Origin of the sequence: Cyclobacterium lianum (genome assembly GCF_900143075.1) — a bacterium.
In the GTDB taxonomy this organism is placed as follows: Bacteria; Bacteroidota; Bacteroidia; order Cytophagales; family Cyclobacteriaceae; genus Cyclobacterium; species Cyclobacterium lianum.
In genome coordinates this window covers 600,542-620,032 of sequence record NZ_FRCY01000001.1, presented here as the reverse complement: position 1 = coordinate 620,032, position 19,491 = coordinate 600,542, and the positions used below count along the sequence as shown (strand labels likewise).

The 19,491-nt window shown below is 46.0% G+C and carries 17 protein-coding genes and 2 pseudogenes; 3 read left to right on the top strand and 16 right to left on the bottom strand.

Features of this window, described 5'->3' with window-relative positions:
• Positions 1-21 precede the first annotated feature (21 nt).
• Positions 22-1,128 carry an acyltransferase family protein gene (locus BUB19_RS02485; RefSeq protein ID WP_073091311.1) on the bottom strand — a complete coding sequence of 369 codons (1,107 nt, stop codon included), beginning with the start codon at positions 1,126-1,128 and terminating at the stop codon, positions 22-24.
• Positions 1,129-1,141: 13 nt separating this feature from the next.
• Positions 1,142-1,702: an ankyrin repeat domain-containing protein gene (locus tag BUB19_RS02480; RefSeq protein WP_073091308.1), complete on the bottom strand. Its 561-nt coding sequence runs from the start codon at positions 1,700-1,702 to the stop codon at positions 1,142-1,144.
• Between the two features lie 231 nt (positions 1,703-1,933).
• Between BUB19_RS02480 and BUB19_RS02475 the strand changes: the two genes are divergently transcribed.
• Complete coding sequence (locus BUB19_RS02475; protein ID WP_073091303.1) at positions 1,934-3,982, top strand: helix-turn-helix domain-containing protein; 2,049 nt, start codon at positions 1,934-1,936, stop codon at positions 3,980-3,982.
• Positions 3,983-4,005: 23 nt separating this feature from the next.
• On the opposite strand, the gene BUB19_RS02470 is transcribed toward BUB19_RS02475, so the two are convergent.
• The 9 genes from BUB19_RS02470 to BUB19_RS02425 all read right to left on the bottom strand — a co-directional run bounded on the left by BUB19_RS02470 (position 4,006) and on the right by BUB19_RS02425 (position 11,851).
• Positions 4,006-4,473 carry a DinB family protein gene (locus BUB19_RS02470; protein WP_073091299.1) on the bottom strand — a complete coding sequence of 156 codons (468 nt, stop codon included), beginning with the start codon at positions 4,471-4,473 and terminating at the stop codon, positions 4,006-4,008.
• A 445-nt stretch (positions 4,474-4,918) separates the two neighbouring features.
• Positions 4,919-6,265, bottom strand: coding sequence for a serine hydrolase domain-containing protein (locus BUB19_RS02465; RefSeq protein ID WP_073091295.1), 1,347 nt, complete (start codon positions 6,263-6,265; stop codon positions 4,919-4,921).
• A 174-nt stretch (positions 6,266-6,439) separates the two neighbouring features.
• Positions 6,440-6,778 carry a hypothetical protein gene (locus tag BUB19_RS02460; RefSeq protein ID WP_073091292.1) on the bottom strand — a complete coding sequence of 113 codons (339 nt, stop codon included), beginning with the start codon at positions 6,776-6,778 and terminating at the stop codon, positions 6,440-6,442.
• Between the two features lie 88 nt (positions 6,779-6,866).
• Positions 6,867-7,193, bottom strand: coding sequence for a DMT family transporter (locus BUB19_RS02455; RefSeq protein WP_073091289.1), 327 nt, complete (start codon positions 7,191-7,193; stop codon positions 6,867-6,869).
• Between the two features lie 231 nt (positions 7,194-7,424).
• On the bottom strand, positions 7,425-7,886 hold the full coding sequence (locus tag BUB19_RS02450; RefSeq protein ID WP_143155886.1) for a hypothetical protein: 462 nt from the start codon (positions 7,884-7,886) through the stop codon (positions 7,425-7,427).
• 31 nt (positions 7,887-7,917) lie between these two features.
• Entirely contained in the window at positions 7,918-8,391 is a 474-nt protein-coding gene (locus BUB19_RS02445; protein ID WP_073091285.1) for a hypothetical protein, read from the bottom strand.
• Positions 8,392-8,441: 50 nt separating this feature from the next.
• Positions 8,442-9,449: an alpha/beta fold hydrolase gene (locus BUB19_RS02440; protein ID WP_073091284.1), complete on the bottom strand. Its 1,008-nt coding sequence runs from the start codon at positions 9,447-9,449 to the stop codon at positions 8,442-8,444.
• Positions 9,450-10,098: 649 nt separating this feature from the next.
• A complete protein-coding gene (locus BUB19_RS02430) occupies positions 10,099-10,692 on the bottom strand; it encodes a hypothetical protein (RefSeq protein WP_073091280.1) in 594 nt (197 codons plus the stop codon).
• Between the two features lie 127 nt (positions 10,693-10,819).
• Positions 10,820-11,851: a serine hydrolase domain-containing protein gene (locus BUB19_RS02425; protein ID WP_073091279.1), complete on the bottom strand. Its 1,032-nt coding sequence runs from the start codon at positions 11,849-11,851 to the stop codon at positions 10,820-10,822.
• Between the two features lie 418 nt (positions 11,852-12,269).
• Between BUB19_RS02425 and BUB19_RS24835 the strand changes: the two are divergent.
• Positions 12,270-12,551: pseudogene (locus tag BUB19_RS24835) on the top strand (IS91 family transposase); the annotation flags it as partial.
• Between the two features lie 535 nt (positions 12,552-13,086).
• Here BUB19_RS24835 and BUB19_RS02410 read toward each other — a convergent pair.
• Genes BUB19_RS02410 through BUB19_RS02400 form a run of 3 tightly spaced genes read right to left on the bottom strand, consistent with a single transcriptional unit; the run spans position 13,087 to position 14,927 of the window.
• A complete protein-coding gene (locus BUB19_RS02410) occupies positions 13,087-13,839 on the bottom strand; it encodes a hypothetical protein (RefSeq protein WP_073091272.1) in 753 nt (250 codons plus the stop codon).
• A 59-nt stretch (positions 13,840-13,898) separates the two neighbouring features.
• Positions 13,899-14,354: a nuclear transport factor 2 family protein gene (locus BUB19_RS02405; RefSeq protein ID WP_073091269.1), complete on the bottom strand. Its 456-nt coding sequence runs from the start codon at positions 14,352-14,354 to the stop codon at positions 13,899-13,901.
• 12 nt (positions 14,355-14,366) lie between these two features.
• Positions 14,367-14,927, bottom strand: a complete 561-nt coding sequence (locus BUB19_RS02400) for a sugar O-acetyltransferase (protein ID WP_073091264.1) — start codon at positions 14,925-14,927, stop codon at positions 14,367-14,369.
• Between the two features lie 347 nt (positions 14,928-15,274).
• On the opposite strand from BUB19_RS02400, the gene BUB19_RS02395 reads away from it, so the two are divergent.
• Complete coding sequence (locus BUB19_RS02395; RefSeq protein WP_218588540.1) at positions 15,275-15,865, top strand: helix-turn-helix domain-containing protein; 591 nt, start codon at positions 15,275-15,277, stop codon at positions 15,863-15,865.
• Positions 15,866-16,122: 257 nt separating this feature from the next.
• Here BUB19_RS02395 and BUB19_RS02390 read toward each other — a convergent pair.
• Positions 16,123-18,513: pseudogene (locus BUB19_RS02390) on the bottom strand (penicillin acylase family protein).
• 303 nt (positions 18,514-18,816) lie between these two features.
• Positions 18,817-19,395, bottom strand: a complete 579-nt coding sequence (locus tag BUB19_RS02385) for a YdeI/OmpD-associated family protein (protein ID WP_073091251.1) — start codon at positions 19,393-19,395, stop codon at positions 18,817-18,819.
• Between the last annotated feature and the right edge of the window lie 96 nt (positions 19,396-19,491).

The window sequence follows — 19,491 nt, the reverse complement described above, 5'->3', positions numbered from 1 at the left end:
TCCTACAGGCAGGCAATGTTTTCATGGAAAGGCAGCTACCGCATTTGCTGAACCTTTGCCAGGGGCTTCCATTGGCCGGGATTCCTTCTTCATCCCAAACAGCGGCCTTAAAAACCCTACCCTCCTGATAAGTCCCTCATAAAGGAGAAAACATCCGGCAAGAGTAAATGCAATGACCGCGATGAATTTTAATAGGGCAGGGATAGCGAGCGGCAAAATCAAGGCGGCTCCCATATACAAAACAGCCATGTGAACAATATAAACCGGATAGGCTGCCCTACTCAGATAGGTTAGCATGCGACTGGGTTTGTTCAGGTACTGATAGCCAAATCCGAAAATGCCTAGAATCCAGCAGTTGGACTCTATTGCCAGCCCGTAACCAGGTAACTTAGTTTCGAAAAAGACAAGTCGGACCAGGTAGGAAGCCAGTGCCAGCCCCAGGTAAAGCCATTTCCACCGTAGTACCGTTTTCCAGAAGACTTTTCCACTGTAGACGAACAGAAAGCCAAAGAAAAAGGCAAGAAGGCCCAGGAAAAAGCCATGCCAGGTCAGGGCGTACATTTCAAATACAGCAGGCTGGAGAATGAGTACCTCCGCTACAAAAAATACCGATAAGGAAAGCGGACCCACGGGATTTCCCATGATGGCCGTTAGTCCTCTCCTGAATCCAGGAAGTGGCCTTCTCATCAACAGGAAGAATAAGGGTGTCAGCACCAATACATAAATAAAGATATTCCCCAAGAACCACAAGTGACCGGGGTGCAGAAAATATTGCAAAGGCATCCCGTAAAATTGCTGAAAAACAAATACATGGAGCGGCGCAATGGCAAACAGGCCAAACACAAAGGGGATGAGTATTCTTTTCGATCTCTCCTTCATCAATTGCCAGCAATTCCGTTTCCGAATGGCAAAATAGACGCCCATTCCGGACACGTAAAACAGAAAGGGTATGCGCCACACATTTAACAGGGACATCAGTTTCCAAAGACCTTCCATCGGTTCTTCACTTCGGATAAAACCAATAAAACTGGCCCATGGTTGAAATACAATGGCGATGTGGTAAATCAACAGCAATCCAATCGCTATTACCCGCAGCCAGTCAATATCGTATCTTCTTTCAGTTAACATCTTTCTACAGTTTTTATTGAAGCATCATGGCAATTACGGGGCGGGTCTTTTCCAGTTCCTTCAGGTCCAGCTGTAAGCCCAGGGGCCCCAGTTGCGTTTGCATCATTTCATATACCGGCTTGACGGCTTCAAATGGCCCCATTACGGTCTCCCTTGGCGTAGCCCCGTATTCGTTTCGCAGGGTTTTATCTGCTTCCGCATCCAGCAATGCCTGAACCACTTCTACCCGACAGAAAAATGCAGCCACATGGAGCGCCGTAGATCCATCGTTATTTTTAGCAGATAAGTCCGCGCCGGCGTCAATGAATTGTTGGGCGATCCCGGTTTTTCCAAAAGTTATCGCTGAGATCAGCGGCGTGGCTCCGCCAAGCGGCTCCTTTTTATTGATATCAGACCCTGCTTCAATGTGCTGCCTAACTACATCTACATTTCCTTCCAGTACCGCGGCATGGATATCCATATCCGGTATTTCTATCCCATTTTCATTTTTCCTTTCAGCAGATGGGGAACAGCCGAACGACAAAGCGAGCAATAAGCCGATACATACAAAGGCATTTATTCTTTTCGTTTTCATTGATTTGTATTTATTTGGTTGAAATTTTAATTGCTACGAAGCTCGTCGAAGTGCCGAAACCTGGTGTAACCGGCATGTTGCCAAAAGCATCAATTTTGAGGAGGGGATAAAAATTATGAAGCAGGAGTATAAATTATGATGCAAATCCGGGTTTTCCGCAATGAAATTGGCCCACATCTTAGCTTATGTATTGCGGGAATTATTTGTAAATTCGATGGTTAAAAAATCCTCATGTCAGACCCATCCATTTCAGGCGAAGCATTTATCGATACCATAGAGGCCATTGTCCTGGACAATGTTTCACAGGAAGACTTCGGGGTATCCGAGTTGGCTGAGGCCATGAACATGAGCCGGTCAAATCTGCTCCGGAAAATCAAGAAATACACCCATCTCTCCGCCAGTCAATACATCCGGCAGATACGGCTGAAAAAAGGCATGGAATTGCTGAAACAAACTTCTCTAACTGTTTCGGAGATTTCCTTTCAGGTAGGCTTTGGCAGTACTTCCTATTTTATCAAATGTTTTCGGGAGCACTATGGCTACGCTCCGGGTGAGGCCCGAAAAAGCAGAAAGGAACCACCCGCTCCTTTCCTACCCGGAAAAAAATACCGGCTGACCGCATTGGCAGGGCTAGTGATCCTGCTATTTGCTGTTTCTTTTTTTATTTTTAGGTCCTTACTTCCTGACCGCAGCACCGAACAGGAGAAATCCATTGCAGTTTTGCCCTTCAAAAACGAAAGCAGCGATTCCGCAAACCTGTATTTCATCAATGGCCTGATGGAATCGGCGCTGAGTAAATTACAAAAGATCCAGGACCTGCGGGTGGTCAGCCGAACTTCGGTGGAACAATTCCGAAATACAGACCTGTCCATTCCGGAAATAGCAGAAATCCTCCGGGTCAGCTATATTCTGGAAGGCAGCGGACAACGTGTGGGCGAACAGGTCTTGCTCAACATGCAACTGGTGGAAGCAGCGACGGATCAACCGGTGTGGTCTGGACAATACACCCGTGAAATCGGAGATATTTTCGCCCTGCAAAACGAAATAGCCGGCGAAATCACCGATGCTATCAAAGTAGTGGTTACTCCAGCTGAACTGGAACGCATCGAAAAGCAGCCTACGGACAACCTCATTGCGTACGATTATTACCTGCAGGCCTTGGAACGTATGAATGAACAAAATCGGGAGGGGCTGCTTACGGCCATTCCCTTGCTTGAAAAGGCGGTTGAAGAAGACCCACAGTTCGCCCTGTCCTATGCCAATCTGGCCATTTCCTACTATTACCTCGACATCTATCAGATTGAGAAACAATTCACGGACCTCATCAACAACTACGCCGACAAGGCACTCCTGTATGATTCTAAATCTGCCGAAAGCTTGATTGCCAAAGCATTGTATTACCTGCACACAAAGGAGTATCGACTGGCCCTGCCCCACCTGGAGAAAGCACTGGAATACAATCCCAACTCTTTGCCGGTGATCCAACTGCTGGCGGATTTCTATGCACGCATTACCCCCAACACCGCCCGGTACCTGGAATATGCCCTGAAAGGCATTCAACTGGACGTGGGCACGCAAGACTCGGTAAACAAAAGCTATACTTATCTGCACCTGAGCAATGCCTTGATCCAAAACGGCTTTGTAGACGAATCCATCCGGTATATCAACCAATCAATAGCTTTCAACCCGGACAACGAATATGCTCCTTTCCTGAATGCCTATATACTGTACGCCAAAAACCGGGACATAAAGCAGACTACTACGCTGCTTTTGGAGGAATGGCAGAAGGATAGCAGCCGGCTGGACATCCTGCAGGAAGTGGCAAAAATGCATTATTTTCAGGAAGACTATACCAAAGCCTTTGTCTACTACGAGCAGTTTGTTACCGAAAGGGAAAAACAGGGACTGGGCATTTATCCCCAGGAGGATATCAAAATCGGGCTGGTGTACGAAAAAATGGGCTACCCTGAGCGTGCCGCAGAATTTTACAATGCTTATGCCCGGTATTGCGAGCAGGACCAATCCATCTACAAAAGTGCCAGTATGGCTGTATTGTACGCGCAGGAAGGAAAAATTAAGCAGGCCTTTGAGCAATTGCGCATTTTCTCCCAACAGGAAAATTACCAATACTGGATTGTCCTGTTTTTCGAACTAGACCCATTAATCGCCCCCCTCAAAGAACATCCGGAATTTAAGAGCCTGATGCAGCGGATAAAGGATCGGTTCTGGGAAAAGCATGGGGCCCTGAAAAAATCATTGGAGGCCAAGGGTTTGATTTAGTGTCAGGAGTGTTCTGGTATTTTTTAGTCCCATATTTCCGGACAGCCTATTTTCATTGTTCGTAAATACGAAATGAACTGGCCTGCGTGAACCGATTCGTGATATCCAATCCGTAGTAAATAGGGTCCGAGAATTTTCTTTTCACCATTTCCAGGGTGAATGATTTCGGTTTCGCTTAATTGCGTATCCGAAAATTGGCCAACAGTTTTTAAAAACGCCTTTCTATAGGGTTCAGCAAATTCAAGTTCATCTGCAAGGCTAATGAATGGTCGATTTTTCCAGGGCGTTTGATAATTTGTCATATTCCCATTATTGATGATAATATTCCAGCCATAATCGGCTTGCAAAACGTGCCTAACCATTTCTATAGCAGTCATGGCTTTCTCGTCAGGCCTCCAATGATAATGGCTCTCGGGAAGTCCATTCCAGAGCTTCATGCTCCTTCTTCTTATTTCTTTAAAATTTAAAATTATCAGTTCAGATTGAGTCATTCTCTTCGTTTACGGGGATGCCAACTCAAATCATAGCCAACTCCTATGTACGGACGTACTTTTGGTATTTGCGGTGGACATAGGTGGATATGATTTCTTAAAAAGGAAACAGCTAGTCCATTAATGATTAGAAGTAGTGCAGGTTTACTTCATAAATAGTCCGAGGTTTTACTCCGAGTTCAACCTTTTCAAACCTTTTTACAAATTCTACCTGACTATTTTTCTTCGCCATGAGAGTCTATTGTGGGTAAAATCTATACAAGAATACACAAAGGCAGGTAAACTCCAAATACCTGTCTGATATGCATCAATTATTGTTTTCAAATTAATCATTTCGGATAGAAATCATCCTCTGCTGATACCATTTATTTTGAAAGCAAGGGATTTAGACCAATAACCAGCAAGGGATCACCCTTTTCAGCTTTTCTGCCCCGGTCCGGATGGGCTACTGACCCGGTAATGTCCTGTTTCCAATCAGGGTGTTGCCGTTGATTTCGATGATCATTTGCTGGTTTTTGAAAAAAATTTTCAATTCATCCGTATAGGTAAGCCGCAGGTAGCCTTCACCCGCCGCCAGGAGCTCATCGTCCAAAAACAGGCGCCCCTCAAATTCATGCAGGCGTATCTCTTCACGGTCCATGCCCAGGTGTTTTTTCAGCTCTCCTCTCACAAAGGTATATTGCCCCATCCGGTCTGAATAGGCCCCTGGATCAGCGAGACCGTCATCTGAAGGCAGGGAAACAGGCTGCCCTCTCGCTGTCAGGTACAGGTCCCGCAGCAATTGCAGGATGGGGGTGTTGCCCCAGTTGGAGGTGATGCCTATAAAATCACCACTCTCCGGCATGCGAATGATCACGCTCTTGGTACCGTACCCGCTGCCGGCCGCAAAATAAATTTGCTCTTCCCCAAAATATTTGATACTCCAGCCATAGCCTTCTTCATCGGATTCCCCGCTTTTAATTTGCGGCCGGAACATCAATTCGGTATACTTCTCTGACAGCAACTGCTGCGCTTCCAGCCCTTTAACGAAGGAAAAAAGATCCGAGGGATTGGAATACAGGCCACCACCGGCATTGTCGCCAAAATGCTTGCTCCTTTGGGTAAATTCCAGCCCATTGGCAGAAAGCCGGTAGGGCACGGCTTGTCGCTCCACCACGTTTCTACTCCGGTAGTATCCGGTGTTATCCAGGTGCAGTGGCCGGATAATGCGGGCATCGATATATGCCCCATAGTCCATCCCGCTGACCTGTTCGATCAGTGCGCCCAAAAGTATGATCCCGGAATTGGAATATTCGTATCGCTCTCCCGGATCAAAGAGCAGGTATTGCTTCCCCACCAGCCCTAGCTGCTCGGTAAAAGTCAGTTCATCCTCCGGCTGTACCCCCGATTCCCTGGGGAGTCCGGAAGTATGGCTCAGCAAGTGGTGTACGGTGACGCGGTCTGCCCAATCTGCCTCCAGTTCGTTCAGGTATTGTGAAATTGGTACCTGCAGCCCGATTTTATTTTCCTCTGCCAACTGCAGCACAGCCACAGTGGTAAAAATTTTCGAAACAGAGTTGATCGAAAAGCGGGTAGTGGGATGATTTCTTTGGTTGAAACTTCTATTGGCCAGGCCATAGCTTTTCTCAAATGTCTTTTGGTTATCAGAGACAAATAAAATGGTGCCTGAGAAGCCATAAACTTTTTGATAAGATGCGGCAAGGCGATCGAATTTAGCATTCAGACCGGGCTCCTGAGAAAAACCGGCAGACACATGCCATAAAAACAGCGCAAAAATAATTTTTATGTTCACAGCTATCTCGTTTTAGATGATGGATCAGAAAGCTTCAAAGCCGAATCATGCCAGCAGGGCCTCGTGTTGCAACAGGACGAAGGCGGGACTAAATTACTCGGCAATTTTTTTTTAATTTCAAACCAAAGCTCCTTTCGCACTGATTTTAGAAGACTTAACCTGACATTTCTTTCCCTATATTTTCTTTGCAATATAAAACCCATAACTGTAAAAATCCTTGTATTTTTGATACCATTCCATTTCCATTTTCGTATCTGCAACCACTTTTTTGGCAGGTTCGGAATGGCCCTGCTGGTCCAGGAAAGTTGCAAAATGCTTTTCCAGGGGCTTATAGTAGTGATCCGTCCAGCTTTCCGGCGAAAGATAAAAGTAGGCTACCGGTGAAAAACCATTGTGCTCTAATATCCTGATTTTATCGGATGCGGTAGCTATTTCCGGGTAGGCCTGATGCCAATAATCCTCAATTTCTTTTGGCCGGGCAAGACTGATCCAGGTGATTTCAGTCAGGGCCAAATAACCCCCGGTTTTCAGGAAATTCTTCCAGTGCTTTATACCGCTTTCAAAACCTATATTGTAAATGGCCCCTTCGGACCAAATCAGGTCAGTGCGAAACTAATTTTAGTCCGATAATGGAGGCGATCAATGTGCTGATAAAAAACAGGCGCCAGAAGGTGGCCGGTTCCTTAAAAATCACTATTCCAATCAGTACCGTCCCTACAGCCCCAATGCCGGTCCATACCGCATAGGCCGTTCCGATCGGTAGCTGTTGGGTCACCTTTACCAACAGCAGCATGCTGATCCCAAGGCAAATCAAAAATCCCAGGTACCAGTAGGTAGCCTCTATACCGGATGCTGCTTTCGCTTTGCCGAGGCAGGCAGCAAAAGCGACCTCAAATAGGCCGGCAATCACCAATAGTATCCAATTCATTTGAGTCGGTTTATATATCCGGCTGCAATATCGGGTTATTATTTTATTGGACCAGTTCCCGGCGGGCATTCATAAAGCTGCATTGCGTACCTCGCATTCGGAAAAAGAAGCAATAAGCGAAGTGAAGTGGATACTGAGCAACGCAATTTTCCCGGGGAAAGCGGTAAGATGAAGTTCGATGGTAAGCTTGCAAAGTGACTGGTTCGTGCCTGCCCGATTCTGGTTAGGAAACTACCCTTGTTCTCTACTGCTATCTTCCAGCGCTTTCTTCAGTCGCCCGGGTTCCGGTGTTCCAACCATAACCGACTTTTTCTTGTCCTTTCGCATATAATCGATCTTGATTGCCTTCGAACCTTGTATATTGTACAGCATGCCTTTTGGCGTTATCCGGATACCTAGTCCGTAGTACCATGGGGTGCTGATAATCTCTGTTTCCAACAGTTGGTCCATTTCAAATGTGATTCTGATCAGGCCAATTCCATAGGTGAGTCGGAGTGTCGATTCACCGAGTTCAACGGTTAGTTTGTAAAACAAAAAACCAAGCCCCACGAAAAACAGCTCCAGAACCAGGAATGGTGTAAGAGGAAGTGGCTTGCTTCCCCATTGATTCACAAAGGCGAGGAAGAGAAAGATGCTGACCGATCCAAAGATCGTTATTACTACCCAGCCGGTTTGTGACTTCCTGTATACCACACCCATCACCAAATTAAGCTTACCACAAATTTCATTCTCCCCTCCTATTCGTTCGGCGCTTTGCTTCTTTGGTCAATGCAAAGCTCTCCCTTCGCGTAATATTTTTGATATATTCCACTTTCCGGAACCGCAAGGCACTCCAGTCCTCGTCAATGGCAACCTGCCTGACCGCTTCAAGCCCGTAATCACCAAGGATCCCAAAACCCGTGTCCCGGTTAAAATCACATTTGTACCGCTTTGAACTGGCTTTGGGATAACATATCCAGATGACCACATCTCCCGGCAGCTTTCTTTCAACAGTGGAAATAAAGCGATCGATTTCCGCCTGGGTCATCACAAAACAAAGGGCAAATGTTACCGCCTCAGGCTTAGCGGAATCACTGTAAATGATCACTTCGGTAGATTGGGCCAGCGCATCCAGTTCTTTTTTAAATGATTCGGGCGCATTGACCACCAGGATTTGCTCCTGTCCCTTATAGTTTAGCTTTTTGAATAAAGGTGTCATATAATCAGTCTTCGTTAAAAACTTTGTGATTGGATTTTGTCGATGGTATTTTACTTTTGCGATAAGATCTGATTGATTACTGCAAGTTGTTTGTCAACGATCGATTGATTGTGCCCATGTGCCGCATCAGGTACTAAAAAATATTCCTTTTTTGGGGCCTGAATTTTATCAAAATAAGGTTTGGTGAGCTCTTTTGAGGTCAATATGTCTTGCTCTCCCTGTATCAAATAGACGGGGACTTCAATTACCAAACCATCCTTGTCGAAATCAATGGCTGAAACCATCGATTCTATCCCAAGTTTGGCATGTCCGACAAAATTGATAAAGGAGTAGTCATCCCCATCATTTCTTGCTTTCCTATCTTTATCATTGTCATATTGAGCTGCTATTTCCCACCATGCATCAGGAGCAGGAATAGAACGATCTCTCTCATATTTTTTTACTATTCGCAATAATTGGCCGTAACTTCTGGCATCGTCATAAGGTGGCTCACCTAATGAATCAAGCACATCCAATGAAATAAGGTCTTCAGATTCAATAGCCAACTCATGAACCTTATTATAAGCATAGTCGATATTTCTGGAAAAATTCACTACCTGAGCGTGGCCCAGATAGGCATCAAAAATCTCAGGGCTATCCAAAATCATTTTCATGCCAAGAATAGAACCCCAGGAAGTGCCCACCAGTATTAGTTTTTGACTATCAAGGTAATCAAGAATATACCTTGTAAGCTCGACCCCGTCTTTGGTCATCTGTTCTACCTTCAATGGATTTTCTACATAATATTCTTCATTTATGTCAGAAGGAGCACTGCGGCCAAAGGTTTTTCCGGCCCCCCTTTGGTCCCAATTTACCAGAACAAAATCCTTCTCCCAACCGGCATACATATTGTTATCAAATTGACTCAATGTGCTCCCCGGACCACCATGCAGAAAAAGGATGATGGGATTGCTTTTATCGTCACCTTTTATTGTAATCCATTGCTCAATTCCCCCGATGGATACGAATCTCTCTTCATTTATAGATTCACTTTGTGCCCACAATAAAGCTGTGGACATAAAGAAAAATAGAGTGAATAAGCAGGAGATGCTATTTATCTTAATGTTAGACATGTTTCATGCATTAGTTTCCATCCAAAAGCATCTGCTAGCTACAAAGATTTGCCTCGAGTAAACAGGAGTAATTACAGCTCAAGTTTCTCACCGAATCGTTCATCGGATGGGCATTGCGACCGGCTTCTCTTGTAAATAAACCGTTCTGCTTTCCTAAGATATCTATTTGTGAACCAATTTCAAACTCACCAACAGGCAGGGAACAAGGAAATGCCGGTTCCATCAACGAGCACTATTCTAAAACCAATGCCTTTTCGGGAGGTCATCGTCATGTGGGTTAAGAAGTCTTTTATCAGTGATGGGGGGGGTTAAAAAAAAATTAAGGTGAAATTGAAAGTCTAAAATGAATCCGGTTTTATCAAAAAAATCTACTGAATAAAACCCTTCATAGGGGTTTTCGGAGTTTCTATTATAGGTGAAAGTACCCATTTTAACATTGGTACCGAGGTAAGCACCTTCAAAGAGTTTGATTTGAAAACCATATCCTACTTTCCCAAACAGGTAGTTGTAGGTAGCGGGATAGTAGGTGTTTCTTTGACTATGAATAATAAATAGTTGTGTAACGAAATAGTGGGTGAATTTCTGATCTGTTCCATTACTCAGGCATTGTGTATTCGATCAATTCTTCCACGTAAAAAAAATCACCCTGGGATTGGGTCAGTTTAATGAAATTTTTAACCGCAGGTGCATATAACCAAACCTCCTCTTCATGGGAATTATACCCTCTGGAATTGGTGGTTCTTCCGGTGTATTTTATGGTGTATGCCATGAATGTTCCCGCTGTTACCGTTTCTTCCCGGTAACTCAATACCTCTGCCTCCTGACTTTGGCTTCCGGTTGTTCCATCCTGGCTGGTCCAGTTGTTCTCATATTTCCACTTTTTACCCACTTCCAAAGGCCAGTCGTATTTAGGTGTACCGCTTTCGTCGGGCCTGACAATGTCAGTAACAGGAATAGTATCGCTTCCTATGGTCATGCCCAAAACACCATCCATATTGACTATTTCTCTGGTATCTTCGCCATCCGAGCGGACTTCTCCCTCTGTGGTGACACCTTTGTATTTCCAAATCCATTTTTCACCGAGCCGGTAATCGGCAAGCGTTGGTTGCCGGGAGGTATCAGATGTCAATGAACGGCTACAGGAACCCATCATTACCAATGCCAAACATAATAGGATGTAACTTTTCATTTTTTGATCTATTTTGGATTTGTTTATTACGCCCCAAACCTTTTTAGTGTGTTCAGGCGGTCTTGATCTTGGTGTACATGAGTTCCCCGCCCACTTACTGAGACAGTGGAAAATAGCGGTGCCGTGGCTATTGATTCTTTCTGATTATTTGCGCCATTCTATTGTTAATTATTTCCGACAGGTTCCAATTGTAAAGCTTAGGGTCAGTTGTGCTGTAGAAGGCAACAATTACGGTATCTATATCTTTATGATATGCGGCGAAACTCTGGTAGCCCGGAACCCAGCCTCCATGCTCGTACTCGTAAAGGGAAGCATATATTTCCTGTTCTCCGGGTTTAAACAATGATCCCTCGTTCAAGGCCCTCAGAAAAACACCTACATCCGCTGCTGTGGCGTGCATGCCGTGATCATTTGTCTTGAGATCAGGAGCGTATCCCACATGGTAGCCACTCATTACATCGGCTATATTCACCTCCTTCAGCGAAGAGTATGTATTTCTGAGCTTCAGGGAATCTAGAATTTCCTCCCGGATAAACTCAAAGTTGCCATACCCCAGTACGTCATCCATAATCTTGTTGATCAACAGGTAATTGGTATTGCAATATTCATAGTCTTCACCGGGTTCGAAGTTGGCCGGTTTTCCGAGTATCAATGCAAGGCTTTCTTCATAGGATCCGGTGGGAGAGGCCCAGAAACCAGGTGCATCTGTAAAATTGGGAATGCCGCTCCTGTGCTGAATCATCAACCTTAGCGTTATTTTATCTGCATGCTGGATTTTTCCTTCAAGTTCAGGCAGGTACTCCGCTAAAGTTTTGTCAAGAGAAAGCCGTCCCTCACTTACCAGTTTTGTGACGGCTACTGCATCATACAGTTTGCTGATACTTGCAATTTTAAACAGCGCATCGGCTCTGGCCGGTGTTTCGGATTCCCGGTTGTGCCAGCCAGCAGCATACTGCTGCGGTGTCTTACCCCCCTGGTCGATATAGACGATCATACCGTCAAACCCATGAGCGATTGCCTCCTCCAACTGTTCCTGAATGGTATCCGGCAGGGGAAGGATCCAGGCTTTCACCAACAGCCAGGGAACAAAGAAGAGCGAGGCGATTGATCCAAGGATCAGGACTACTCTCAGCACTTGTTTGGTATAGTTCTTTTTCATGGTTTTTCGATAGGTAATGATCCGTTTTGATAAAGGAATAGGTTCAAATCAGTCTTTGCCAGATTTAGGCAGGGGCAAGGCCCACATTTCTTTCCTTGTGCCCCTGTTCCACATATTTGTGCGCTTCTGCAATTTGCTCCAGGGGATAGCTTCGATGTCATATTTGACGGGATTTGATGATAACACCACAAAGATGAAGGATAAACGCTTAGCGGAAGTTCGCAATCTCCGCAATAGGTTCGGAATTACAAATCCGAACCAAAAAAAGATGGTAAAACAGAATAAAGGATTTAAAAACTGCCCAAACAAAAGGAACGCTACCGGCTGCTGCCCGCCAACCGGGAAAATTACCGGCCTAAAAAAGCCCAATAATAAATCCCATTCATGACTCCTATAGTAATTTAATGGGTTCCTCGGATGGATACGAAGGTTTACACTACCCATTATACCCAAAGGCTTTACCCGCATCAGGCTTTATGGAATACTGGCCACTGCTTTCAAGGCTAGCCACAAAGGAAATAGCATCAGTCAGATCGGTCAGGTTTTAGTAGAACTTGGAGAAAAATCAGCTAACCTGCTCAGAAAGTGTCGTTGTTGCAAGACCGCAGAATTGCATACAGTGGCATGTTTCGACCAAAGGGGGCCACCAGCTAACTGGCTCAACAAAATCAGCAAACAAAACAAAAAGCACCTGGTAGCTTATTGCCCAAATGGTAAAAAAAACCCAAAATCCGCCCCAAAACCCATAAACAAGTGGACAACATCTACTAAAAAAGCCTCATCGGCCAACGAAAAACGTAAATTCAGTAATTTTTTCAATCACCGTAAGCCAAGAAATCAAAGACGGGAAAATCATTCCCATAGTAATCCAAATACCCACCAACCCTTCAAATATTCATTGCAGGCCCCCCTGAGCCTGCCGAAGGGATTACCTTGAGCCGGCCGGAGGGTTTACCCTGAGCTAGTCGAAGGGTTTATCCTGAGCCAGCCGATGGGTTCAACACTGCATTCAGAGCAGGCTATTCCGGCCGTCAGAATGCTTAGTTATTGTACGCTGGCCTTTTTTATCTGCCCTATAAATATTAAAGCAATTTATGAAAGAAAAGGGAACTCTCGTGAGATTACATATACATAAATGCTTCATTAACAAGGATTGTGATGGTATAATGGATTCTTTCGTTACGTTGTAGTCACCATAGGCTGCTTGTCCGTTGTTTTACTGAATTTATCAATCATTAGGGTTTAGAAATGATACCATTACCAAAGGAATAGGTAAGGATCACGTTCCATAAAAAGTCTTTTCCAGCGATGCTGCTTGAGATCTTCTTGTTCATTACGGAAGAAATTGATAAGGGGAAATTCCTTTTGGAGAGCTTAAATGCTGATGCCATATAATACCCTTCGCCAAAGTCAAAAGAAGAGAGATAAAAAACCTGTGGTGATATCTCAAACTCCATCGATTTGGATAATTTGATGTTGCTGAAATTGGCGGTAAGCGCTAAAAAGTGCTGAAGCTCATTCGTACCAATGTCGTAGCCTTTCGAAATCATATATTGCATTCCGACCATGATCTTATCAGAAATTTGATACGTAGGAACCAATTCCCCAACTAAATAACGTTCTGTTTTAATTATTTCATTATTAGTGGAATCCGGTATCTTAGCAAAGTTCAGACCAAGATGCCCTCCGGCACGCAGCTTAAACTTGTCCCCTTCGATAATTTTATATCGCAACCAGTATACCTGGTACCATGGCCTACCTTCTTCCAAGGAAAAGGTTAATTCCGGTTCAAAACTAAATCGTCCTTTTTCCAATAAAAGATTAAAGATGGCCGCAGGTTGTTCCAGCGAAAAGTTAGGAATGAATGAAATACCGTTATTGGTAATACCAGCTTTGCCAGCGATTTGTGTTTTGTTGCTTTGCTCCGTTTGTGAACAAACATTTAAAGCATAAAAAAGAATACAAATAAGGAGGACGGTATTTTTCATTATTTTTGAAATATCTTAGTCTTCTTCCGTGATGAAAATATGCAGTACAGCAAGCCGAACTACCTTACTTCGGTGGCATGCCAGAGCATCATTTTCCATGTATCCTGCTCTCTAACCCACAATTCAGTAAATTCTACACGTATGTCAATCATTGTCCCTGAAGCATCTACCAAAATGCGACATATACCTGAAACAACACCAGTACCGCCATGAACCCTAACTGCAATATCTTTTTCGTCAGTAATGGCTTGATATTGCAGCCTGCGTGTTTCCAATGCTTCAATGAATTGTGCTTTACTCTCTACAACCGCATTAGCGTGAGTGAACGTAAGGTCTTCGGTCATCATTGAAGCAACTGCATCAGCGTCACCACTTAGTGTGGCAAGCCTCCGTTTCTCATGAGCAGCTAATACTTCTCGCTCAGCGTCATTTTTATTTTCCATAGTTGACTTTTTTTCATCGCAACCTGTAAGAAATACATAAGCTGCAACAAGGATTATCAAATTAAATTTCATAGTTTATTTATTTTAAATGGTTTTGATAATTTTTGCTGGAGTACCTCCAACAATGGTATTGTCAGGAACATCTTTGGAAACGACCGACCCTGCCGCGACCACCGCGTTTTCGCCAATTGTGACCCCTTGTAAAATGATGGCATTGGCCCCAATCCAGGCGTTCCTTTTGATATGAATCGGTTTTGGTACAAGAGAATGCCTTTCTTTGGGTGAAATGGGATGTGCTTCAGAGAGCAAGCTGACTTTCGGTGCTAACAGGACATTGTCTTCGATGGTGATCCCACCTAAATCGAGGAATACACAATCGAAATTTATAAATACGTTCTTCCCGATCCGGGTATGTTTTCCATAATTGATATACAAGGGAGTAAACACAGCAACGCTTTTTTCAATTTCCGAAGCTGTAATCCGACTCAACAAATCCCTTATTTCTTTGGGATCGGATGAATTGTTCATTTGTACCAACAATTCTTTGGTGGCAAATGAAGCCTCACGCATTTTATAGGCCTGTGGGTCATTGGGCGGTATGGTTTCGCCTTTCCTTAACCTGTCGAAAATATCTGTTGATTCCATCTTTGGAAAATTTTATAGAGCAAAGGTAAGTGTTCTTTTTATTCCTTATATTACACGAATTTCATGAATAATGTCACATATTACGTATACTTGAAAAAAGTAATAGCACCTAAATGAATGGAGAAAAGGAAAGCGTGATCTTGTTTGAATCATCAGTAAATGTACGGTTTCCTGATGATTTTTTGGGTCGATATCATACACATCTCTACTGTCACAGCGGAAGTATGGCATTTGTTTTTAATGACAAACCTTATGTATGCAAAGCAGGGGAATTTGTTTTTTGGTTTGCAGAAAGCAAGTTGACAAATTTAGCATATTCAAAAAATTTTAAATCAACGGTATTGTTGGTGGAAAAGGAGTTTCTGTTTGAAAATATTCCCGACCAGAGCAGAGGCATTGATGCCACCTTACATTCTAAGGAATACCCTGTATTGCATTTAGGCGATAAAAAAGACAAGCACCGGGTCCTGTCGAATTTTCAACTCCTGTACGATAAATCGCAACAGAAAAAGCACCTCTTTTATCATGAAGTGCTGAAATTTCAAATGCGCTTATTCATTCTAGAAATGTGGCACACATTCGCCAATGAAATTGAAAATAGAAAACGTACGGTGCAGAGTGGAACGCTTTACGAGCGGTTTGCCCAATTAGTCCAGGAGCATTGTAAAAAAGAACGGGAAGTACGGTTTTATGCACAGCAATTGCACATTACCCCCAAGTATCTGAATTATATTTGCAAGACTACTTCCGGCATTACTGCTTCGGAATGGATTAAACGGTATGTCCGTGAACGCCTGGAACTCCTACTTCAAAACACGCAATTAAACATAGCTGAAATAGCCGATAATATGGGGTTTTCCAGCCGGTCATTTTTCACTCGATATGTAAAGAAAGTCTTAGGCGTTACTCCGAGTGAATACAGGAACCGATTGAGATAAATCAGTAATGTATATGATAGCAATCTTTGCTCTTCTTGGGGGGTAGGTTTTTAGCTTGCGTACAACATCCATATATAGCTATATTCTGGAGCTGAGTTGCGTGTATATGCACTATAACAAATATAATTTTCCCGGTTTTTCGTGGTCAAATTAAGAAATTCGGAGGTAAAAAAACTTACTTTTTCCTTTTTGCGAAAAAAAACACGAAAATCAGCACTGAACATTAAAAAGGCCCATTCTCCATCCCTGCACCCAACCTAATACCTCCCCGGCCCCAGAACCGTCCTTTCCACGGCCACGGAATCGATTTTTTCCCGGGAATAGTACAGGGGGAAGTACTCGTCCCTGGCCCAGGATTCGAATAAATTGTCGTAAAAGGGACTGTTGGGATCGCCGGACTGACCGGGGGCATTGGTTGCCTGCGTTTCGTCCCAGGCTCCCGTGTTCACAATGATCCGAAAGGAAGCACCGGAACTTTGCCGCTTGTTGCCCCCCGTGGATCCGGGAGTGTAGGCATTGCCGCCCCGAGGCAAGGGCCCCAGGTTTAGTTGGTCCTTTACCTGCTCATTCCCCAGCGCTCCCAGGCTGTGGACCAGGTACACGTGCTTGAAGCGCTCCTGCCCGTACTGCCAGGCATCCCGATTCGCTCCCAGGTTTTCCTCCAGGTCGGCCAATCCCTGCGCAAAGGCATCGGCCAGCAGGCGGTCCCGGCCGGCCTCGGGATCAGGGCCAAAGCGTTCGTCCGGTGCAGCGATCCAGTCCAGGATTTTCTTCAGCTGGATGCGGCCGATGGCTTCTCTTCCGGCTTCCGGCACCAGGCGTTCGCTAGCCAGCCGCAGCAGCGCATCTTCAAAGGCCACGTAAATGGCGGCCGGAATGGAGTTGGGGTCCAGCCTATGGTCCCATCCCCGCAGCCGATCCCGGTCGGCAGCCGCCTTGCCGGAAAGGGGAAGGTCCAGCAGATAGGACACCAGCTCCCGGGCGGGAATGCTGAGGTAGTCTACCTGCAGGGCTTTCATGTCTTCCATGGTGACGGCTTTCTTCGTTTCCAGCACTTCCTCCACCCGATCACCGCGAAAGGGATCCGACCAGGAAAAGCCGATCGCCTCCCAATGGGTATAGTCGGCAGGCGTCACGTTCTGATTGGCCGAAGCAAAGTAGCCTTCCGGGGGATTGACGGTATGGGGCTTCTGGGGAATGGGCAGGTAACCCTCCCAGTCGTAGCGCCCGTCTCCGGGCACGGGCACCAGGCCGCTGAAATTCCGCCGAATGGGCGCAATGCCCACGGCCTGCCAGCCAATGGTACCGTCCTTGTCTGCCCAGACCATGTTCTCCCCGGGAATATGGCTGTAGGCACAGGCCTCCCGAAATTCCTCCCAGCTTTTTGCCTGGTCCATGCGCAGGGAAGCCAGGTAGGGAGCTCCTCCGGGTTCCAGCCAGGCACAGCGTACCGCATAGGCCCTATGGTGCACGGAATCCACATAGGTCACCGGTCCGTGACGGGTATAGCGCAGGCTAACTTCCTGATCCTCCTGGCCCTTTACCGGGATGGTCTCGGTAAGGATCTCCATGTCTTCCCAGGCCCCATCGTAGCGGTATTGGTTGAGATTCTCCGGATTCAGTTCGTACACGTACAGGTCTTCTCAGTCGGTCCGGAACACGGTGAGTCCCCAGGCCCCGTAGCCGTTATGGCCGATGAAGATGCCGGGGATTTCGGGTTCCCCTCCTCCGATCACATCCCATCCGGGGGCATTCAGGTGCACCATGTAGCGCAGCGAGGGGACGGCGATGGTCCGGTGCGGATCGTTGGCCATGTAGGGATGCCCGCTGGCCGTACGCGAACCGTCCACCACCCAGTTGTTGCTGCCCAGGGAAAAAGGCGCCTCCTCCGCAAGACCCGCAGTTTCCTCTGCGCTGCCCATCTCCGGATCGCGGTATTCGGGCAGGATATCGGCAGGCCGGAAGGAAAGGGGCTTTCGGTAGGCCTTGTACAGGGCCAGAATATCGGGAAACAACCCTTCCGGCTCAATTTGCGGGTCCAGGGCAATATCGGGGTCTTTGGGATGAAACCACTTCAGGTCTTTGACCTGCGCTTCACCCAGGCGCGCCACGGCCCTGCCCAGGTCCAGTTCCTCTTCTATATTACCCAGCAGCCCCTGGTGCCGGGATATCACCACCTCGGGTGTCCATTTTTCCGGCAAAATACCGAGCATCCGGAAAGGCAGGGGAAGTTCTTCGGGCCTGGACCGGACTTCCTCAATAAAGGCATTGACACCCTCCGTATAGGCCGTGATGATGGCTGCTCCTTCGGGGTGGTAATGATTCATCTCCTCCTGCATGTCTCCCCGGAACCGAAACAGCCGGGTACCGATGTCCCGCTGCAATTCGGCGGGTCCCAGGATCTCGGCTACCGTGCCGGTGGCCTCTCGCCTCCAGATCTCAAATTGAAAAAGACGGTCCCTGGCAGCAGCATAGCCTTGCGCAAAAAACAAATCGTGCTGGTTTTTGGCATAGATGTGATTCACACCCCATGGATCACGGATGATCTCTACAGGTTCCTGCAGACCGGAAAGGGAGATACCTTCGGTAGGGTTTGATTCACAGGCCCAAAGCAGGGGCAGGAACAAGGCAAAGACAATGGCTCTCATAGGTATTTTAATTTTGAATCGGTAAAAAAGAAGGAAAAAGAACGGGCAACGCCGGGCTGTTGGCATACCGCACTGGCAAAGCCCTTTTTTCTGCCGGGAATGGACAGAGAGTCTTGCTTTGCGCCAAACACAGTCGTTTACCAGCTCTTCAGGAGTAAAGGCCACCCATTTTTCCCTGCATTCAATATACAGCAAAAATACCAATTGCCCAATGCGGAATTTACGGACAATCCTATTGGGCTACATTCAAAAAGCAAAATCCGCCAGTGCCTATACACTTCTTGCTGAAAGGCAGATTGGCTATCAACTTCCCGGTAATTTTTCGCCCCTGGCAGCCAGCTGGACAAGTTGGTCGATTCTTTTTTTCCTGGTTTTTTCGGTTCGCGCCAGTTTGAGCCATCTCAGTACAAAGCGCTTGCTTGAGGGATTGATGGCTTCAAAAAAAGCGGTGGCCCCCTGGTAGCTTGCCAGCGCATCGGCCAGGTCCAGAGGAACAATCAATTGGTCTACCTCATCCATAAAGTCCCATAGCCCACTTGCTTTGGAAGTTTCAATGGCTTTCAAACCCGATTCCTGCATTTTACCTGCCGCAATTAGTTTTGCTGCCCGCTCTTTGTAGCTTCCTGCCCAATGTTCCACCTTTCTCCAGGTGATCAATTGCATGGTCCGCTGCTCGTCCAACTTGCGCCGGATGCCGTCGATCCAACCAAAACAAATCAGCTCATCGAGCACTTCCTCTCTGGAAACATACCGTTGCGGTTCACTTTTCTTCCAGGTCACCAGCCAGACGCTCTCCTGCTGGCCATGATGCTGCATCAGCCAGGACCGGAGTTCTTCCAGGGAAGAAACCTCCACTTTTTCGAAATTTTCGGTTTTAATCATCGCTGCTATCGATTTTCAATCTAACCGTGCTGCGACAATTTGGTTCGCTAGTCGAAGCAATACCACTGCTTTCTGTACTTCTTTTGCCTACCCCAA